The 18,100-nt window shown below is 68.0% G+C and carries 14 protein-coding genes and 1 tRNA gene; 11 read left to right on the top strand and 4 right to left on the bottom strand.

The window, feature by feature from the left end:
• The first annotated feature begins 40 nt into the window (after nucleotides 1-40).
• Nucleotides 41-2,251 carry a protein kinase gene (locus AB0F44_RS12435; RefSeq protein ID WP_357355767.1) on the top strand — a complete coding sequence of 737 codons (2,211 nt, stop codon included), beginning with the start codon at nucleotides 41-43 and terminating at the stop codon, nucleotides 2,249-2,251.
• 257 nt (nucleotides 2,252-2,508) lie between these two features.
• A complete protein-coding gene (locus tag AB0F44_RS12430; protein ID WP_357355765.1) occupies nucleotides 2,509-4,572 on the top strand; it encodes a protein kinase in 2,064 nt (687 codons plus the stop codon).
• 72 nt (nucleotides 4,573-4,644) lie between these two features.
• Here AB0F44_RS12430 and eccCa read toward each other — a convergent pair whose 3' ends face one another.
• Entirely contained in the window at nucleotides 4,645-8,676 is a 4,032-nt protein-coding gene (gene eccCa / locus AB0F44_RS12425; protein ID WP_357355763.1) for a type VII secretion protein EccCa, read from the bottom strand.
• A gap of 174 nt (nucleotides 8,677-8,850) precedes the next feature.
• Between eccCa and AB0F44_RS12420 the strand changes: the two genes are divergently transcribed.
• The 6 genes from AB0F44_RS12420 to AB0F44_RS12395 all read left to right on the top strand — a co-directional run bounded on the left by AB0F44_RS12420 (nucleotide 8,851) and on the right by AB0F44_RS12395 (nucleotide 15,139).
• Complete coding sequence (locus AB0F44_RS12420; protein WP_357355761.1) at nucleotides 8,851-10,224, top strand: hypothetical protein; 1,374 nt, start codon at nucleotides 8,851-8,853, stop codon at nucleotides 10,222-10,224.
• Between the two features lie 151 nt (nucleotides 10,225-10,375).
• Complete coding sequence (locus AB0F44_RS12415; RefSeq protein ID WP_091043262.1) at nucleotides 10,376-10,711, top strand: WXG100 family type VII secretion target; 336 nt, start codon at nucleotides 10,376-10,378, stop codon at nucleotides 10,709-10,711.
• 47 nt (nucleotides 10,712-10,758) lie between these two features.
• Complete coding sequence (locus tag AB0F44_RS12410) at nucleotides 10,759-11,052, top strand: WXG100 family type VII secretion target (RefSeq protein WP_350666498.1); 294 nt, start codon at nucleotides 10,759-10,761, stop codon at nucleotides 11,050-11,052.
• Nucleotides 11,053-11,235: 183 nt separating this feature from the next.
• Nucleotides 11,236-12,606 (top strand): type VII secretion integral membrane protein EccD, encoded by a 1,371-nt coding sequence (eccD, locus tag AB0F44_RS12405; RefSeq protein ID WP_357355759.1) that lies wholly within the window; start codon nucleotides 11,236-11,238, stop codon nucleotides 12,604-12,606.
• Nucleotides 12,606-14,012, top strand: coding sequence for a type VII secretion protein EccB (locus AB0F44_RS12400; protein WP_357355757.1), 1,407 nt, complete (start codon nucleotides 12,606-12,608; stop codon nucleotides 14,010-14,012). Before eccD ends, AB0F44_RS12400 begins: the two co-directional genes overlap by 1 nt.
• On the top strand, nucleotides 14,009-15,139 hold the full coding sequence (locus AB0F44_RS12395) for a S8/S53 family peptidase (RefSeq protein ID WP_357355755.1): 1,131 nt from the start codon (nucleotides 14,009-14,011) through the stop codon (nucleotides 15,137-15,139). The genes AB0F44_RS12400 and AB0F44_RS12395 overlap by 4 nt, the downstream gene beginning before the upstream one ends.
• Before the next feature lie 4 nt (nucleotides 15,140-15,143).
• On the opposite strand, the gene AB0F44_RS12390 is transcribed toward AB0F44_RS12395, so the two are convergent.
• Nucleotides 15,144-15,506, bottom strand: coding sequence for a helix-turn-helix domain-containing protein (locus AB0F44_RS12390; protein ID WP_357355753.1), 363 nt, complete (start codon nucleotides 15,504-15,506; stop codon nucleotides 15,144-15,146).
• A 77-nt stretch (nucleotides 15,507-15,583) separates the two neighbouring features.
• Between AB0F44_RS12390 and AB0F44_RS12385 the strand changes: the two genes are divergently transcribed.
• Complete coding sequence (locus tag AB0F44_RS12385; RefSeq protein WP_357355751.1) at nucleotides 15,584-15,994, top strand: Rid family hydrolase; 411 nt, start codon at nucleotides 15,584-15,586, stop codon at nucleotides 15,992-15,994.
• 13 nt (nucleotides 15,995-16,007) lie between these two features.
• On the opposite strand, the gene AB0F44_RS12380 is transcribed toward AB0F44_RS12385, so the two are convergent.
• On the bottom strand, nucleotides 16,008-16,646 hold the full coding sequence (locus AB0F44_RS12380) for a helix-turn-helix domain-containing protein (RefSeq protein WP_357355749.1): 639 nt from the start codon (nucleotides 16,644-16,646) through the stop codon (nucleotides 16,008-16,010).
• Nucleotides 16,647-16,704: 58 nt separating this feature from the next.
• Between AB0F44_RS12380 and AB0F44_RS12375 the strand changes: the two genes are divergently transcribed.
• The gene (locus AB0F44_RS12375) at nucleotides 16,705-17,202 is read left to right on the top strand and encodes a VOC family protein (RefSeq protein WP_357355748.1); all 498 of its coding nucleotides are present in this window, start codon (nucleotides 16,705-16,707) and stop codon (nucleotides 17,200-17,202) included.
• 5 nt (nucleotides 17,203-17,207) lie between these two features.
• Nucleotides 17,208-17,933 (top strand): hypothetical protein, encoded by a 726-nt coding sequence (locus AB0F44_RS12370; protein WP_357355746.1) that lies wholly within the window; start codon nucleotides 17,208-17,210, stop codon nucleotides 17,931-17,933.
• A gap of 73 nt (nucleotides 17,934-18,006) precedes the next feature.
• Here the strand turns inward: AB0F44_RS12370 and AB0F44_RS12365 are convergent.
• Nucleotides 18,007-18,094, bottom strand: a tRNA-Ser gene (locus AB0F44_RS12365).
• Nucleotides 18,095-18,100 lie beyond the last annotated feature (6 nt).

The following is an 18,100-nucleotide window of genomic DNA, read 5'->3' as shown; positions in this document are numbered from 1 at the left end:
GGAGTGGTTGGGTTCCATGCCCCTTGAATAGGGTGCGGGCATGACGACGCTTCATCCCGGGGCAGTGTTCGGCCACTACCGCCTGGATCGCATTCTTGGTGAGGGTGGAATGGGCGTGGTCTATGACGCCTTCGACACCAAGCTCGAACGGCAGGTCGCCCTGAAAATGGTGCATGCCCACCTAGCCGACCGACAGTTCATCGACATGTTCATCCGCGAAGGCCAGACCCTCGCGCAGATCAGGTCGCCTCACATCATCGCGATCTACGACATCGGTGAGCAGCAGGGCAGCCCGTTCATCGTCACCCAGTTCATCAAGGGCGGTGATGTGACCGGACTCGTACGCAGCAACGGACCGTTGGCGCCGCACCTGGCGTGCCTGGTGAACGCCCAGGTGGCGGGGGCGCTTCACGACGCCCACCAGGCGGGGATCATCCACCAGGACGTCAAGCCGTCGAACGTGCTCGTACGCAACCCGGCGAGCCCTCTCGACCCGTTCGCCTTCCTGTGCGACTTCGGGATCGCGACCTCGTCCTCCGACTCGCCTGCCGGCGGGATCACCGGCACGTGGAACTACCTGGCGCCCGAGTACATCCGCGACGAGCGTGACGCGCAGGGTCGGCCGATCTCGCCGGAGCCGTCACGAGACATCTACGCGGCCGGCTGCATGCTGTGGTTCACGCTGACCGGCAAGATCCCCTACTCGGGTGCGGCCGTGCAGGTGGCGATGGCCCACCAGAACGCGCCGATCCCGCAGTTCGTCGGCTCCGACGACTGGACCAAGGCGGCCAACCGGATCCTGCAGCTCTCGATGGCGAAGGACCGGCGGAGCCGCTACCAGAGCGCGGACGTCTTCAAGGACGACCTGCTGAAGCTGCGCGAGATCACCGCGCCCGCTCAGCTGGTGCCCGCGCCGTCGATGACCGACCCGAACCCGGCGCCGATCCTGGTCGCGGCCGTCCGCGCACCCTCCGAGAGCGAAGCCATCCTGATCGAGGAGGCGCAGCGGCCGTCGAAGATCACTCCGCTCCGGGTCGGTGTGGCGATGGTCGGTGTCGCCGCTCTCGGCGTCGGTGGGGCCCTGGCGATCACCCAGCCCTGGGTCGAGCACGGGCCCGAGCCCATCGTGCCGACAGTCAAGGGGGCTGCGTACGCGGATGTGAACGGGGACAAGTTCGGCGATGTGGTCACCAACATCGAGAACCTCGACGGGGAGGGAGTGGATGTGGTCACCTGGAAGTCGGACGGCCGCACGCTGACCCCGTCGAAACCCGTCACGTACGACGACCCCGCTCTCCCCGAGGACAACGACGGGAGCGAGGTGTTTCCGCTCTGCGCCGACTTCGCCGGCGATGGGAAGAACTCGCTCATCACCTTCGTACGGAGCGAGAAGGGCTTCAACTTCCACGGTGATCTGGAGGGATCGCTCAAAGCGCCGTCGGGAGTCGTCGAGCAGGGCAAGAAGATGGCCGGGTCGACGTTCTACTACGACCTGGGTACTGACGACTTCGACGGTGACGGTGTCGCCGATCTGTTCATGGCCACGACGTTCGGCAACCCGGACCGTGAACTCGACAAGAAGGGTAGGACGGTCGGTACCGGCAGCGTCTGGGTGTATCGCGGCACGGGGTCAGGATTTGCGGAGCCGACGCGGTTCGCGGCGTATCCGGCCGTATCCAGGGAGCAGGTCGTGGTGGGTGAATTCACTGGCGACGAGAAGGCTGACCTGGTGGTCCTGAACCGGGTCGAAGGCAGCCCAGAGAATATGACGCTCACAACTGGCACTTCGGACCTGGACCTCTACCAAGGAGATGGGTCTGTGGTTGCTGCGCCCAAGTCGTTTCCCTTCAAACACCAGGGAATCAGCTCGCTCGTCGCCGGTGACGTCAACGGCGACGGTCGCGACGAGATCATCGCCGCTGAAGCCGGCCGTGGTGAGGGTCAGTCGATCACCGTCGGCACGTTCAGCGAGGACCTGACCCAGTTCTCGATCGCCAACCGCGGGAAGCTGCCCAAGCCCCGCAACACCCTCAAGACCACCAGCAGGTATCCCGTGACCGTTGCCGACGTCAACGGCGACGGACGGACCGACATCGTGGCGGTGACGCAGGACACCAGCGAAAGCCCCTATGCCTTCTACGTGGCTCTGGCGTCGAAGACCGGAACGTTCCCCGGTCACATGATGGCGACGTGGAAGAAGTCGCCCGACGATGTGCGCCGCTACAACCTGATGGGAGGAACCCTCGGATGAGCGATTCCACCGGAACCCCTGACAACTCGTCTCGCGGGCCGCAGCCGTCGTTCGAGCGTCCTCCGGTCGACGACCCCGACAAGACCACGATCAGGCCTCGGGTCGCTCGGCCCAGCGGACCTTCGAGTACACCGCCACCGCCTCCTGCTCCGCCACCGCCTCCGTCGACCCTGCCGCCGACGCAGGCCCCGCCGCCCCCGCCTCCCCCTGTGCAGGCACCTTTGCCGGCGACCGTGCTAGGAGCGGATGCGCCCGGCATGATCGGGCCCTACCGGCTCGAGCATCAGGTGGCGTCCAACGAGATGGCGGTCGTCTACAGGGCCACCGACACCCGCCTCAACCGAGCGGTCGCCATCAAGGTGCTCCTCGGGCGCAGTGCCCGGGACCCTGAGTTCGTGTCTCGGTTCGACAAGCAGGCCACGCTGATGGCCAAGCTGGACTCGCCCCACATCATGGGCGTCTACACCAACGGCCGGACCAACGAAGGTGCCCCCTACCTGGTCTCCCAGTTCGCCGACGGCGGCGACCTCGGCTCGCTGCTGAAGGCCCGGGGCCGTCTTCCGGGCCCGCTGGCAGCCGACATCTGTGCCCAGATCGCCGATGGTCTGGCAGCGATCCACTCGCCCGAGGTCGGCGTCGTGCACGGCGACGTGAAGCCGTCGAACGTCTTGCTGCGCGACGGCAACACTCCGCCGTACGCCTACCTTGCCGACTTCGCGGCGGCGCGCGCCGATGACTCCGCGACGGCCAGGCCCGGGATTCACTCCGGTGCGTGGAACTATCTGGCGCCCGAGCGTGCGGTGGGTGCGCCGGCCACTCCGGGGAGCGACCTCTACTCGCTGGGCTGCCTGTTCTACGAGCTCGTCACCGGGACGGTCCCCTTCACCGGGGCGAACGACGTCGAGACTGCGATGGCTCATGGATCGCAGCCGATCCCGACGCTGCCGGGTCGCGACGACTTCACCCTGCAGGCCAATGACCTGCTCGCCGGTGAGCGAGGCCTTCTCACCAAGGATCCGGCCCAACGTACTAACGAGGCCGTCCGGGTTCGGGACCGTTTCGCCGCGATGGCCGGGCGACAGATGGGCTTCGCATCTGGAGCCACCGTCACTCTCAAACGTGCCAAGACCACGTGGTGGATCGCCGGCGCGGCGGCACTCGCGGTTCTCGTTGCGGGCGGCACCGCGGTGGGAGTCACCGTCGCGACCACCGAGAACACTCCCGCGAAGCCCAAACCGGCGGTTAGTGGAGACATCGACGGGGACCGGCTGGGCGATCTGGTGCTCGGTGCGCCGTTCGGCGACGTCAACTACAACTGGGACGGCAACGCCGCGACCCTCTTCGCCTCCACCGGCAAGGGGTTCGAGGCCGGCACCACCAAGGGCCTCAAGTTCGGCAACCTGCTTGGCGACCTGGACGCCGACGGACGGGTCGACGTGGTGCAGGTCTCCGGCATCGGATCCTCGTTCAACGTCGACTCCAACGCGAAGAACCAACCCGACGGCGCCATCCAGGTGCCGGCGTCGGGCAAGCGCCTGGCCATGTTCTGCGCCGACTTCAACGGCGACGGACGCGACGACATCGGCATGATCTCCGTCGGCAACGGGACCAAGCTTCCCGCGGACGATGCAGAGCTCGGCAAGCTCAAGGATCTCCAACTCCACGTCACGGTCATGGCGAGCCAGGCAGACAACACCTGGGGGAAGAGCACCGACTGGTACACCGGGCCTTGGAACGGCACCACGTTCGACGCCAACTTCGACGTCGGCGACTTCGATGGCGACAAGCGAGCCGACATCATCGCGGGCGCCAGGGAGACCTCGCCGGTCGCAACCGACTTGCTGATGAGCCAGGGGTCGAAGTTCACCAAGACCGACCTCGAGGTGCCCGGACCCGACGGTGACCGGGTCGCCGGGTCGTCCAACTTCGCCGACGTCGATGGCGATGGGAAGGACGAGCTCATCACCCAGGAGATCGTGGACCAGAAGTGGGCCATCCGCGTCTACTCCTACGACCCCGAGGGCAAGAAGTTCGTTCCCGAGCCGTCGTGGGACATCGACGACCCGGTCAAGAACGACGACGCGGTCAGCGGGTCTCAGATCCCCGCGGTCGCCGACGTCAACGGTGACGGTAGGGACGACCTGATCAACCCGCTGCGCGCCGGCGACGGGGACTACGAGTACCTCAACAAGGCATCGGTCCTGATCTCCGGCAAGGACGGGTTCACTGCCGAGACGTGGGAGATGCCCGCCGCCGACGAGTACGAGACCCACCCACCGTTGCGCAAGGCGTCCAACAACAACGGCACCGGGACGCTCTGACCGCAGACGAATGACGAGCGGCCCGCGACCTGGATCTCAGGTCGCGGGCCGTCTCTCGTTCGAGCTCGAGGACTACACCGTCGACTCGCTCCAGGCCAGCTGGATCACCTCGATACCGCGGTCGCGGGTGACCAGGCGGCCACGACCCGGAAGCGTCGGGACCGGCTTCATGTTGCCGATGAGCGGGCCCTCGTCCGGGCTGCCGGAGAGCAGCAGGCCGGGCATCGCCAGGTCGCGCATCGACTGAATCACCGACTCGTAGAGGGAGCGCGACGCGCCACCCGAGCGGCGGGCGAGGATGACGTGCAGACCGACGTCGCCGGCCTGGGCCATCAGCGGCTGCAACGGAGCCAGGGGCGAGCCCTGCTGTGTCGAGACGAGGTCGTAGTCGTCGACGAGCACGAACAGCTCCGCGCCGGACCACCACGACCGGTTGCGCAGCTCCTCGGGTGTGACGTCGGGGCCCGGGATCCGCTTGGTCAGGTACGCCGCCAGGTCGTTCAACGTCGGGTTCGCTTGCGTCGCCGAGGTGAGGTAACCGACCAGGTAGTCCTCGGGGATCTCGCCGAGCAGCGACCGGCGGTAGTCGACCACCGCGATCTGCGCCTCCTTGGGCGTGTGCGTCCGCATGATCTCGCGGGCGATGCTGCGCAGCATCGAGGACTTGCCGGACTGGCCGTCGCCGAAGACGAGCAGGTGGGGTTCGGTGTCGGGGTTGAGGCCGACCGGGGCCAGCTCCTTCTCGTTGATGCCCAGAAGCAGGCGCTTGCCGGGCTTCTCCTCGGTGACTCCGGCCTGCTCGCGGATCCGCTCGATCGTGATCCGCTCCGGCAGCAGCCGCAGCTTCGGCCCGGCAGGACCCTGCCAGGCCGCGGAGACGCGGGAGATCAGGTCGTCGACGCCATCGCCCAGCGTCGCCGCGGAGCCGTCGCCGTCCATGCGGGGCAGGGCGCTGAGGAAGTGGAGCTTCTCCTTCACGATGCCTCGACCCGGGCGCCCGGTCGGGACCAGAGCGGCGAGCTTGCGGTCGAGCTCGGAGTCCATCGGGTCGCCCAGACGCAGCTCGAGCTTGGTGCCGAAGACATCGCGCATCGATGAGCGGAACTCGGCCCAGCGACCGGCCGCCGCGACGATGTGCACGCCGAAGGTCAGGCCACGCGGAGCGATCTCCTGGATGGCGTACTCGAGGTCGTCGAAGTCGGCGCGCAGCGTGCCCCAGCCGTCGATGACGAGGAAGACGTCGCCCCAGCCGTCGTCGGCCTGGCCGCGGGCACGGCGGGTGCGGTAGGTCTCGATCGAGTCGATCCCCTGCGCCCGGAAGTAGGCCTCGCGGCGGTCGATGATGCCGGAGATCTCGGCCAGGACGCGGCGTACGACGTCCGGCTCGGAACGGGTGCCGACACCGGAGACGTGCGGGAGCTTGGCCAGCGGTGCGAACGTACCGCCACCGAAGTCGAGGACGAAGAACTGCACCTCCTGCGGCGTCATGGTCAGCGACATCGAGGTGACGATGGTGCGGAGCGTGGTCGACTTACCGGTGCGGGGCGCACCGATGACCGCGACGTGACCGGCGGCCCCGCGCAGGTCGACGGTGAGCGTGTCACGCAGCTGCTCACGTGGCTTGTCGACGATGCCGAGCGGCACGACCAGCCCACCGAGCCGCTTCCAGGCGGGCGAGTGCAGACCGAGCTCGGGCGAGGTGGTCAGGTCGGGCATCAGCGTGTCGAGCGTGTCGGGGATGTCGAGCGGCGGCAGCCAGACCTGGTGGGCCGGGACGCCGTGGCCGGTCATCCGGTCGACGGCGATGTCGAGCATCGACTTCTCGACGCCGTCCGCGCCCACGACCGGGGTGGCCGGACGCTCTTCCTCCTCGACCGGCAATGCCAACTGCTTCACCTCGGCGATCGAGAACGGGTAGATGCCCTGCAGCTTCCCGCCCTCGTCGCGGCGGACCCGTGACCCCGCGGCCGGCGGCCCCGAGACGTACGCAGCCCGGAACCGCTGCATGTTGGTCGGGTCGGGCTTCAGGTAACCGAGGCCGGGAATCGCTGGGAGCTCGTAGGCGTCCGGCACACCGAGCACGGTCCGCGACTCCTGCGCGGAGAACGTGCGCAGACCGACGCGGTAGGAGAGGTGCGAGTCGAGACCGCGCAGGCGGCCCTCCTCGAGGCGCTGCGAGGCGAGCAGCAGGTGGATGCCGAGCGACCGGCCCAGACGACCGATCGCGACGAACAGGTCGATGAACTCGGGCTTGGCCGAGAGCATCTCGGAGAACTCGTCGACCACGATGAACAGCGACGGCAGCGGATCCATCGACGGGTCCTGCGTACGGGCCTTCTCGTAGTCCTTCAGGGAGGAGAAGTTGCCGGCCTCGCGCAGGAGCTCCTGGCGGCGGGTCATCTCACCGGAGAGCGCGTCCTGCATACGGTCGACCAGGGTGAGCTCGCCCTCGAGGTTGGTGATCACCGCGGAGACGTGGGGCATGCCCGCCATCCCCGCGAAGGTCGCACCACCCTTGAAGTCGACCAGCACCAGGTTGAGGACCTCCGGCGGGTGGGTGAGCACCAGACCGAGGACGAGGGTGCGGAGGAACTCCGACTTACCGGAACCGGTCGCGCCGATGACGAGGCCGTGCGGCCCCATACCCTGCTGGGCCGACTCCTTGATGTCCATGTAGATCTGCTGCCCGGCGTCACCGACACCGACCGGCACGCGGAGCCGGTCGCGGTTGGCGCGGGGGCGCCAGGCGACGTCCGGATCGAAGGAGCGTACGTCGCCCAGACCGAGCAGCGCCATGTAGTCCTTCGGGGCCGCGATCTCGGTGTCCTGCGGGGTCTCGGCGGCCGCGTCGGAGCCCTCCGGAGCCACCGTGTAGAGCGCGGTCAGGCGCCGGGCGTAGGCCTCGGCGTCGGCCATGGTCATCTGGTCCACCCGCAGACGGACCGGGTCCATGCGTACGCGGACCTGGTAGCCGGCAACCGTGTTGTTCTCGTCGGGCTCCTCGTCGTCGATGAGGAACCGCACCCGGCTGGAGTCGAAGAGCTCGTCCCAGTGGGTCGGCAGGTCGATGACGGTGACGCCCTGGATGCCGTCGTCGGGGAGGACGTGGTTGCCCGGCGGGACGGAGCCGCCGTCGACGATGACCACGACCTGCGGCGAGGGGATCCGGTCGTCGGTGCCCCAGCGGGCACGCTCGCCGACCTCGGTCGGGAGAAGGGCGCCGAGGTCGTTGATGTTGGTGACCACCATGCGGCGCGGCCCGACGGCGTCGACCTCGCGGCCGCTCTGTGCGTGCGGGAGCCACTTGACCCAGTCCCACTCGGCCAGGTTGCGCTCGGAGGTGAGCACAGCGACGATCAGCTGCTCGGGCGAATGGAAGGCCGTCATCCCGCAGATCAGGGCGCGGGCGAGAGCGCGGGCCTGGTCCTCGTTGCCGCAGATCTCCATCTTGTCGAAGCCGCGCAGGTTGGTAGCGGCCGGCAGGTCGGGCTGGACCCGGTGGACCGTCAGCAGCCGGTGCAGCGCGCTCGCCGAGGCCGGGTCGACCTGGTCGATCGGGGTCTGCTGGGGCGGCACCAGGGTCAGGGCCAGGGGCTGGTGCGCGACGCCGTAGCGGACGTCGAGATAGCGCTTGTGGGTGTTCGCGCGCTCCCACAGCCGGCTGCGCTCCTCGGCGATCGCCGGCAGCGAGGACGGCGCGGGGTAGTGCCAGGTCAGCGCCTTGCGCTGCTGCTCGCCAGCCTTGCGAGCCGACTGCCGAGCACCGGCCAGGTAGCGCAGGTAGTCGGTGCGCTGCCCGCCGACCTGCTTCTGCTTCTGCTTACGCTGACGGTCGATCTGCACGAAGATGAAGCCGAGGGTCGCGAAGAGGAACATGCCGGCCGCGATGTAGCGCTGGATCGGCGGGGAACCGCCCGCGCCCGACTGCATCGTCGCGATGAGCACGATCGACCCGAGACCACCGAGCATCGGGATGGCGTTCATCAGGATGCCGCCGACACCCTCGCCCTCTTCGATAGCCGGCGGAGCATTCAGAGCCAGCTCCCCCTCGGGGACCTCCGGCTCCTCGGTGCGGGTACCGCCGGCTGTCGCAGCGATGGTCACGTGTCCCCCTGAGACTGGTTCAGTGCCCCACGGTCCCGGATGCCGCAGGTGGTCAGGATCTTAGAGTGCCCGCCACCCGGCTACTACCCTTAACCGTGCCGGTCGGGTAAAACGGGCGGTGGAGCTTCCGATGTGGAACTCTGTCACAGGGTCATCACGCATCCGGGAGGTGTCATGCCCACTCAGACGGCCGATGCCGTTGAGCCGGCGCTCGCAGCAGGCGGCCTGGCGGTCACGGTCCACGGCACCGCCGGAGTGGTCGACATCGTCGTTCCGTCCGATGCGCACGCCTCGGACCTGGCTCGGGAGTACGCCACCGCCGTCGGCCTTCCAGCGGTTCCGGTGCTGCGGGACCGCCGTGGCGAGGTGATCCAGCCGGACGCATCGCTCGCCTCACGCGGCATCGCCTCGGGTGCCCTGCTCGCCGCCGACTCGCCGCCCACGCAGGCCTACGCGCGGCGTGAGGTCGTCGAGACGGCCGCCCCGATCCGGGCGGGCAGCTTCTCCTTCTACTGGGTCGGTCTGGCCACTCTTCTGGCGGTCGCCGCGGCCGGGTTCGGCGCCCAGGCCGACGGCTGGCAGCGACTGGCCATCGCCGGTCTGCTCGCGCTGGGCGCGTTGGTCGGCATCATCCCCGCAGGGCCGTACGCAGCGCGCCGAGCGATCGTCGCCCCGGCCTTCGCCGCCGGCGCTGCCTTCGTCATCACCGTCGACCCGGCGCCCGAGACGCTGCCGATGGCGGTCGGCGTGGCCGGGTTGAGTGCCGCGGTCGTCGCGACCGTCTCGCGGTCCCTCGTCGACACCGTCGATGCCGCACTGAAGATCTGGACCGCGACCGGCGTCGTCGTCTTCGTGGTGACCGCGCTGTGCGCCCTGCTCGGCACCTCGCCGCAGGTGCCGTGGTCGATCCTGTTCGCCGCTGCTGCGCTGGCGGCGCGGATCGTCCCGTCGTACGCCGTGGACGTCCCGGACTCCTATCTCCTCGATGTCTCCAAGCTGTCGGTGACCGCCTGGTCGGCACGGGCCAAGACGACCTCCGGCAAGGCGACCGTCCCGATTGACGAGGTCACCGAGGTGGCCGAGCGCGGCGCCCGCACGCTGGCGGCGGCCTCCTGGGCGGTTCTCGCCGTGGTCGTGGTGAGCGGACCGGCGCTGGTGGCGACCGCGACGGACGACGTGGACCGGATCGGTGGCTGGCTGATCACGCTGGCCGGTGCCTTCGTCATCCTGCTCTCGGCGCGCAGCTATCGCTACTGGCTGCCTCGTGGCGTACTCCGGGTCGCCGGAGTTATTGCGCTGGCGGTCGGGGTCCGTGCCTTCGTAGGCTGGGCCGACCCGGAGCTGGTCTCCTGGTTCGGTCTGGGAGTCGTGGTGATCGGGTTCGCCGTCATCATCGCGGCGATCGCGACCGGCCGGGGCTGGCGCTCGGCGAAGTGGGCGTCTCGGGCCGACTGGGCGGAGTCGCTGTGCGGCGCCGCCGTCATCGCTTCGTTCGTGGTTTCCTCAGGGTTCTTCCGACACCTGTGGGAATCGGGTTTCAATGGCTAGACAGCAGGGCTGAAAAAGTTCAGAGATTTGTGTTTAGAACTCCGGAGACGGGGTAAGAACACATTGTCCGGACCTCGGGGGAGCCCATCGGGAGCCGGGCTCCAACAGGTATCAACCTAGGAACCGGTTCCGCCGGTGGAAGGACAGCACCATGAGCAGTGAGATCAAGCAAGGCCAGGCGATCAACACCGCCGTCAACTTCATCAACGAGACCAAGGCCAAGCTGCAGAGCGTCAACAGCCGCACCGTCTCGGAGGCCCAGGCGGAGGGCGCATCGGGCTGGAAGGGTGCCGGCGGCACCTCGTTCCAGCAGCTGATGAACACCTACAACGAGAAGTCGCGCGAGATCACCAACGCGCTCGACGAGCTCACCGCGGGTCTCGAGAATGCTCGCAAGGTCGGTAGCCAGGCCGACGAGGATGTTGCCGGGCAGTCCAGCTCCGTCACCTCCAGCATGGACAGCATCTCTTACAAGATGGGTGGCTGACCACCCGGTCAGGCCGCATTTCAAGCACAGGACTGGAAGGAACTGACATGGGTGAAGAGATTGTCGTAAACCACGGGAAGATGGGCTCCATCACCGACGTCCTGCTCAAGGGCGTTGCGGACATGGACCGCGAGCTCGACGAGCTCGAGCGTCACATCATGGGCCTCCAGGAGAACTTCACCGGCCAGGCGGCTGACGCCTACAACCGGGCGCAGGCCAAGTGGAACCAGAGCATCCGCGAGCTCGGTATGGCTCTGGACCGCGGCAGCAAGTTCGTCAACGAGGCCAACGCTGACATGCACCGCGCTGACCAGCGCGGTGCCGGCGGCTTCGGCGGCTGAGTTCTTCAGCACACAGGCAACACGAGGGGATCGGTGCGGGGCACCGGTCCCCTCGGTGCTTGTTTTATGGCAAAGTCAGCGCTGATGTTCGCTGTCTGATTCAGCGGGCGCGATGCAGGTCTAACTCTCGGGACATTCGGTCGGTTCGTCTCGGGCACAGGCACGACGCGAGGAGTTCGTGAAATGACGCAGGCGCAGGTGGCGCCCACTGGGCTGGTCCGGGTCACAGTCGCCTCCGGCACCCGCCGGATGGATCTGGTGCTGCCGGGCTCGGTGCCGGTGGCGGAGCTCGTGCCGGAGCTTGCGCGAAGCGTCGGGTTGCTCGACCCGCAGACGGCGTACGCCGGCTACCGCGTCGTGCTCGCCGACGGCCGCAAGCTCACCGGTGACCTCGGTCTGATCCCGCAGGGCGTCGAGGACGGTGGCGTGCTCACGGTGAGCGCCGGGATCGACGACAAGCCGCCGCGGGTCTACGACGACGTGGTCGAGGCGATGACCGACGTCGTCGAGAGCGAGATGGCCCCCTGGAAGCCGGAAGCAGGACGACGTACGTCACTGCTGGCCGCCGCGATGCTGCTGCTCCTCGGTGCCGGTGCGTTGTGGACGCAGGCGCCGTCGATGCTCGCCGGCGTCGCCGCCGGCGTGATCGGCCTCGTCCTCGCCGGAGGCGCGATCGTGCTCTCCCGGCTCGAGGCCGAGAACGACGCCGCGATCGCCGCGGTGTGGATCGGTGAGGTCTACGGCGCGGTCGCCGGCTTCCTGATCGGCGCTGCCTCTCTCGGCCCCGATGGTGGCGTCGGGATGCCGCTGGCCTTCGCCGGCGCGGGCGCGATGCTCGCCGCCGCGATCGGCTTCCTCGGCCTCGGTGAGGCCCGGATGCTGGCGATGCCGGGCGCGCTCGTCGGCGGCGTCTTCCTGGTGGCCGGCATGCTGCTGAGCATGACCGGCTGGAAGGCCGGTGTGGTGCTCGGGATCGTGCTGGTCGTCGTGGTGCTGGCCGGCAGCTTCTTCCCGTGGCTCGCGCTGAGCACGACCAAGACCGACGTCCCCCAGCTCTATTCCGACGAGGACATCAACCTCGACCCGGACGAGATCCGGGCCGACCAGGTCAGGGTCGACGCCAAGGTCGCCCACGAGATCCTGGTCGCGATCTCCCTCTCCGTCGGCGTCCTGGTCGTGCTGACCTCGCCGTTCGTGGTGCGGCTCGGCCTCTTCGGCACGCTGCTGGCTCTCGCCGCGTGTGTCGTGCTGATGCTGCGCACCCGGCAGTACCGGACGGGTTCGGAGGTGCTGGTCGGGCTGGTCTCCGGGATCGCCGGCCTGCTCGCGATCGGCGCCGCGCTGCTCGTCTACCACGAGTCCTGGCGGCCGACGACCGCCGTCGTGCTGGCGGCCGCGGGCGGCGTACTCCTGGTGCTGACGCTCGTCCCCGACGTCGGGTCGATCCGTCGTGGTCGCCTGGCCGATGTCGCCGAGACCGCCTGCCTGCTCGCGATGCTGCCGCTGATGGTGCTCGCCTCGGGCCTCTTCGGCGCCGCGGTGGCTGGTTTCTGATGGCCAGCAAGAAGGACCTCGTAGAGGCCCATGCCTTCAGCCGTCGTCGGCTCGTCTCCGCGTTCCTCTCCGGCGCCCCAGGCGGGCGCGAGGTGGAGCCGGCCCGCCCGGGCCGCTCGGTCTTCGGTGGTGTCGTGCTCGCGGTTCTGCTCATCGCCGGTGGCGCCGTCGCTCACTTCCTCTCGCCCAAGGCCGCGACCGGCTGGGCCGACGAGGACGGCCTGATCGTCACCAAGGGCGGTGCGCGTTACGTCGTCACCGGCCCGGACAAGGCCAAGGAGCTGCACCCGGTCGTCAACCTGGCCAGCGCACAGCTCATCCTCGGTCTCGACCTGGAGAAGAAGTCCAAGGTCATCGACCAGGAGGAGATCGACAAGGAGTTCCCGAAGGCGACGATCGGCATCTCCGGTCCGAACGTCCCTGAGGAGCTGCCGACCGAGGCGGACTTCATCAAGACCGGTTGGACCGCCTGCACGGCTGACGATGCAGGCACGTTCCTGAACATCTCGACCAAGCCTGACGTGCAGGGAGCCGATCGGGCCGGTTTCATGGTGCAGACAGCTGAGGGCACCTACCTCATCGCGGACAGCACGAACGTAGACGGCGACACGCAGGCGTACAGCTACAAGGTCGAAGGCGACGCGGAGACGTACGCCGACCGCATCTTCACCGGGCCGGTCTCGACTCCCACAGTGCCTCAGTCCTGGGTGAATCTCTTCCCCGCGGGCGGAGCCCTGACTGGGGGTTCCTTCGGGAGCGCTTACACGAAGGCGGGTCAAACGGTCGAGGGCGAGGAGTACCCGATCGGCACGAAGGGCAACTACCTGGCCAAGGACTATCTCATGACGGAGAGCGGCTGGATTCGGCTCGAGGACTTCGCCAGCGAGGTCTACGACATCGCCTTTGGCGACAAGATCAACCTGCAGACCCTGGAGTCGCAGCCGAACATCGACGGTGAGCGTCTAGAAGCGTCCACCTTCTGGCCGAGGTCGACGCTCGACCCGGCGACCGGCGCGGCCTGTGCCCGGCTCGAGACCGGAGGCGACACCACCGTGCGGCTCGGCATCGAGCCAGGTGAGAAGGCGTGGCCTGCGAGCCCGCCGGAGGCCGACAACCTGACCGCGGCGCGTGTCGATCCCGGCAAGGGCGCTTTCGTCTACGCCGCCAACGGCGAAGACCTCGAGAAGAAGAGTGCAACGCCCTATCTCATCGATGGTCGTGCGACAGCCAACACGGTCGACGGACCACTCACTGTCGGACGCCTCGGTCTGAGCCCTGACTCTGGACCGCTCATTCCAGGTACGTGGCTGCGACTGCTCCCGGTAGGCGCGGCGCTCTCCACTGAGATGGCTCTATGCCCGCCCGGCTTCGGACCGGGCCAGGAGGACCAGTGCCTGCCTCAGTGAGCGTGCTGCGGGTAGGTGTTGCCGTGGCCGCTCTGGCGAGTGGTCTGGCGGTGCTGGGCGGCACCAGTCCGGCGTACGCCGCCGAGGAGAGGCCGATGTGCAGCGACTATTCGCAGAACATCGGTGGTGGTACGCCGCAGCCCGCTGACACCAAGGATGCTCCAGTGCCCAGCGCCGTTGCTCCGTTCGCCATCATGAGGATCGCTGAGGCGCAACAGGTCAGTGATCAGGGCGGTGGCGTGAAGATCGCGGTCGTCGACTCCGGCATCTCCAGCAAAGCGCAGGATTATCACGGGGCCGTCGCTGCTGGGCTGATCTCCGAGATCGCGCCCAAGGCGCAGATCAGCGATCACCCGGTCCTCAAGGTCGGCCAAGAGAAGTCGACGGTCGAAGTAGCGAAGCTGACCGCCGCGCTCAACCAGCTGGCCCGAGGAAACACCACTCGTCTGATCGTTGATATCGGCCTTCCCGCAGCGCAGGAAAGCCCTGCGATGGACAAGGCGGTCGACACCTTGGTGAAGAAGGGCGCGATCGTCGTCATGGCCTCCGACTGGTCGGAGGTCACCAGTAAAGAGGGGCCGGACGTGGCTGCGAGCGTCTTCCCCAAAGCCACTGATCCGGTGGTGACCGTCAGCGCGTCTGGCACCTGGGCATCGGATCCAGACACCACCGTGCTGCCCAACTCCAATACCGATGTCACAGCCCCGACCTACGGCGCGCCTTCGAAGACGCTGTTCGGAAAGCCGTGCTGGGTCGACACGATCACGACGTCGTTCGCGGCGGCAGAGGTCAGCGGCGTACTCGCCTTGATCTGGTCTGCCAACAAGAGCTGGAAGGCCGAGCAGGTCATCGACCGCCTCTACGCCACGGCTTCTGGCCAGGAAGGTCAGGGCAGCCGTTACTGGGGTGCGGGCGCGGTGAATGCGTACGACGCCATCGTTCGGCCGCTCGACAAGGAGACGACCAAGCCGCCCGAGGTCGATCAGGCGCCGATGGCGCGCGAGAAGGCGGATCCCCTCGCCGCCGTTCGCGAGAACGCGATCTGGTGGGGCATCGCGGGCGGCGGTGCGCTCGGCCTCGGGCTGGTCCTGCGGCCGCTGTTCTCGCGGCGCAAGAGCTCGATGTAGCGCGTCAGACCGAGCGGTCGAAGGCCTGGCGTGCTGCTTCGACCTCGGGCAGGGTCGTGGTCGTCCAGTGGTAGAGCCGGTCGATGAGGTCCTGCAGGGTGCTGCCCAGCGGGGTGATGCGGTATTCCACCGCGACCGGGCGAGTGCTCAGTACGACGCGCTCGACCATGCCGTTGCGCTCCAGGCGACGCAGCGCGGTGGTGAGTGACTTCTGGGTCACTGCCGGGATCGCCTGACGCAGCTCGTTGAAGCGGCGAGGCCGCTCACAGAGCGTGTCGAGCACCTGGAGCGACCACTTGTCGAGGAGCTGGTCGAGAAGCTCGCGATGCTCCTGGGTCAGGCGCAAGGGGCCCGGGGTATCCGGCATGACACCTAGACTCGTTGAAGTGTCCTCTGGATACCAAGTACACATGAGAAACCTTAACCCTCGAAAGGAATCTCATCGTGTCCGTCGATCTGCTCACCCCCGAAGGCATGTTCCAGCCCGTGCCCTACCACCACGTCTCTGTCGCCACCGGCTCCCGACACATCCATGTCGCCGGACAGATCGCGCGGGACGAGCTCGGTCGCGGCGTCGCCCCGGGGGACCTCGCCGGCCAGCTCGCCCATGCCCTCCGCAACACCGCCCGCGGCCTGGCCGGGGCCGGCGCGACCTTCGCCGACGTCGTACGCCTCCGGTTCTTCGTCACGGGTTGGACCCCGGACAAGTACGACGCCTTCGTCACCGGGCTCGAGAGCGTCATCGACGAGCTCGGCATCCCGCAGCCCCTGCCGCCACTGTCCGCGATCGGCGTGGACTACCTGTTCGAGCCTGACGTGCTCGTCGAGGTCGAGGCGTACGCCGTGCTGGACTGAGGCACGTCGCAGCTCACGTCGCCGGGGCCATGGCGAGGTGGCGCCAGGTTCGGTGCCGCCACGCCTGGTACTCGGGGGGTGTCCAGCGCAGTGTGCGGGTCATGTGGACGTACGTCTCGGCGTTGGCCAGCAGGGCGCTGGTGGCGATCACCCACTCGAGGTCGGCATCGGGGCTCATCAGCCCGTCGCGGTGCAGCTTCTCCCAGAAGGCGCGCACCTGCTCGAGTGTCGACTCGCGGGCCGCCTGGGCTGCTGCTGCGATCAACGGCTCGTCCGCCTCGGCCTGCATGGCTACGGCGAGGACGGGCGCGATGCGATCCATCATCACCGCGGTGCCTTCCGCGTCCGCGGCCAGCCGCTCCTCGAGTGTCGGGGCGTTCATGACCGTGTCGATCCAGTCGCGATCGGCCAGGGCGATAGGCAGGGCGTCACCGACGAGGGCCACGTCGACCACTCGCTTGAGCAGGTGTGCCTTGGTGGCGAAGCGGACGTAGATGGTTCGGTCGGAGACGCCCGCGGCTTTGGCGACGTCTGTCAGCGCGGTGCCGCGATAGCCGCGCTGGGCGAAGAGTTCGTGGGCCGCGGCGACGATCGCCTGCTCGGTCCGCTCGGCACGAGATCCCCGAGTGGGGGGATTGACTTCTGAAGACACGAGTTGCAGTATAACTGCAATTAGGAAATTGCAGTCACACTGCAAGTCAGGAGTGGACATGAGCGACTATGAAGCACCGGCTCTCGCCGGCGTCCACCACCTCAAGCTGCCGGTCGCCGACCTTCGGCGAGCCCAGCGGTGGTACGAATCAAGGCTCGGGTACAAGCTCGTCGTGGAGTTTCAGACGGACGGCGAGCTCGACGGCATCTGCCTGGTACACCCCAACGGTGGCCCGAACCTGGGCTTGCGGCTCGATCCCGAACGCGCTCGTGCCGCCGCCGGTTTCGACTACTTCTCGATCGGAGTGGCCGACGAGTGCACCCTCCGCGCGCTCGGGGACAGGTTGACCGACCTCGGCGAGCGGCACGCAGGCGTGCAGCCTGCCACCCTCGGCTGGATCCTGCCGCTGCTGCACGATCCGGACGGTCACGAGGTGCGGTTCTACACCCTGCAGCACCACACCGAACCGGACCCGGAGGACGTCCTCGTCGTCGACAACCCGGTGCAGGCGGCCAAGCTCAAGGCCGCGGCTCGGGCCGAGCAAACGGTGGGCTGAGGGCGATGAACGTCAAGAGGATCGCCCGCCGCGACCAGCCTGCACGCCGCGTCGACCGCGGGCGGGCCCCGCAGTGGGTGGCATCGGCAGGCCGGGCGTACGTCGGCGCGGTCTCGGTGCTGGCGGGCTATGTCGTGGTTGCCGTCACCATCGGAGCCGGCTTCGAGCAGGATCTGGTGGCTGCAGCCGAACGCGAAGGCGTGGCGGTCAATGCGCTGGCGAGCTCCACGCAGGCCCAGATCACCCAGGACCATCCGGTCTACGCGCTGGTCACGGGGCTGCTCCTCTTCGTGTCCCCGGTGTTCCTGGCTCTGGCTGCCCGCCAGATCCGCATCGGGGTGCCCGGGCGACTCGGACGGCTCGCGTGGTGGTCGGCACTGGCCACGCTGGTCGTGTGGTGGACGTACGTGGCTCTGGGGTTGGGCCTGTTCGCCGACCCGGAGAACCTGCCGCCGCTCGTGCGGGACTTCGACGTGCTGACGGTCCCGCTCGTGTCCGCCTTGTCGCTGCTCGCGCTCGGGTCGATGGTCTTCGCTGCGGAGGCGTTACGCGGACATGGCGTCGTCCGCCGGGCGGCGCTGGCGACGACGATCGTCAGCATCCTGCTCGGCGTGGTCAGCGTCGTGGCTCTGGTCGGCACCGGATTCGAGGACCCGGTGGCGCCGATCGTGATCGTGCCCGGAGGGTTGATCCTCGGAATCGCGCTGCTCCGCACGCGGGGCCGCGGATGAGCAATGTCCTGGGCACACTGATAAATGAACGGCGCCTGACCTGCTCGATAGCAGGTCAGGCGCCGGTTTGTGCTGGCGGATCTGGGGGGATTCGAACCCCCGAGGGCGTTAACCCAACACGGATTCCAGCCGTGCGCCATAGGCCACTAGGCGACAGATCCGTGAGG

This window comes from Nocardioides sp. NPDC023903 (assembly GCF_040639295.1).
Classification (GTDB): Bacteria; Actinomycetota; Actinomycetes; order Propionibacteriales; family Nocardioidaceae; genus Nocardioides.
This window is presented reverse-complemented; position numbering and strand designations above follow the sequence as displayed.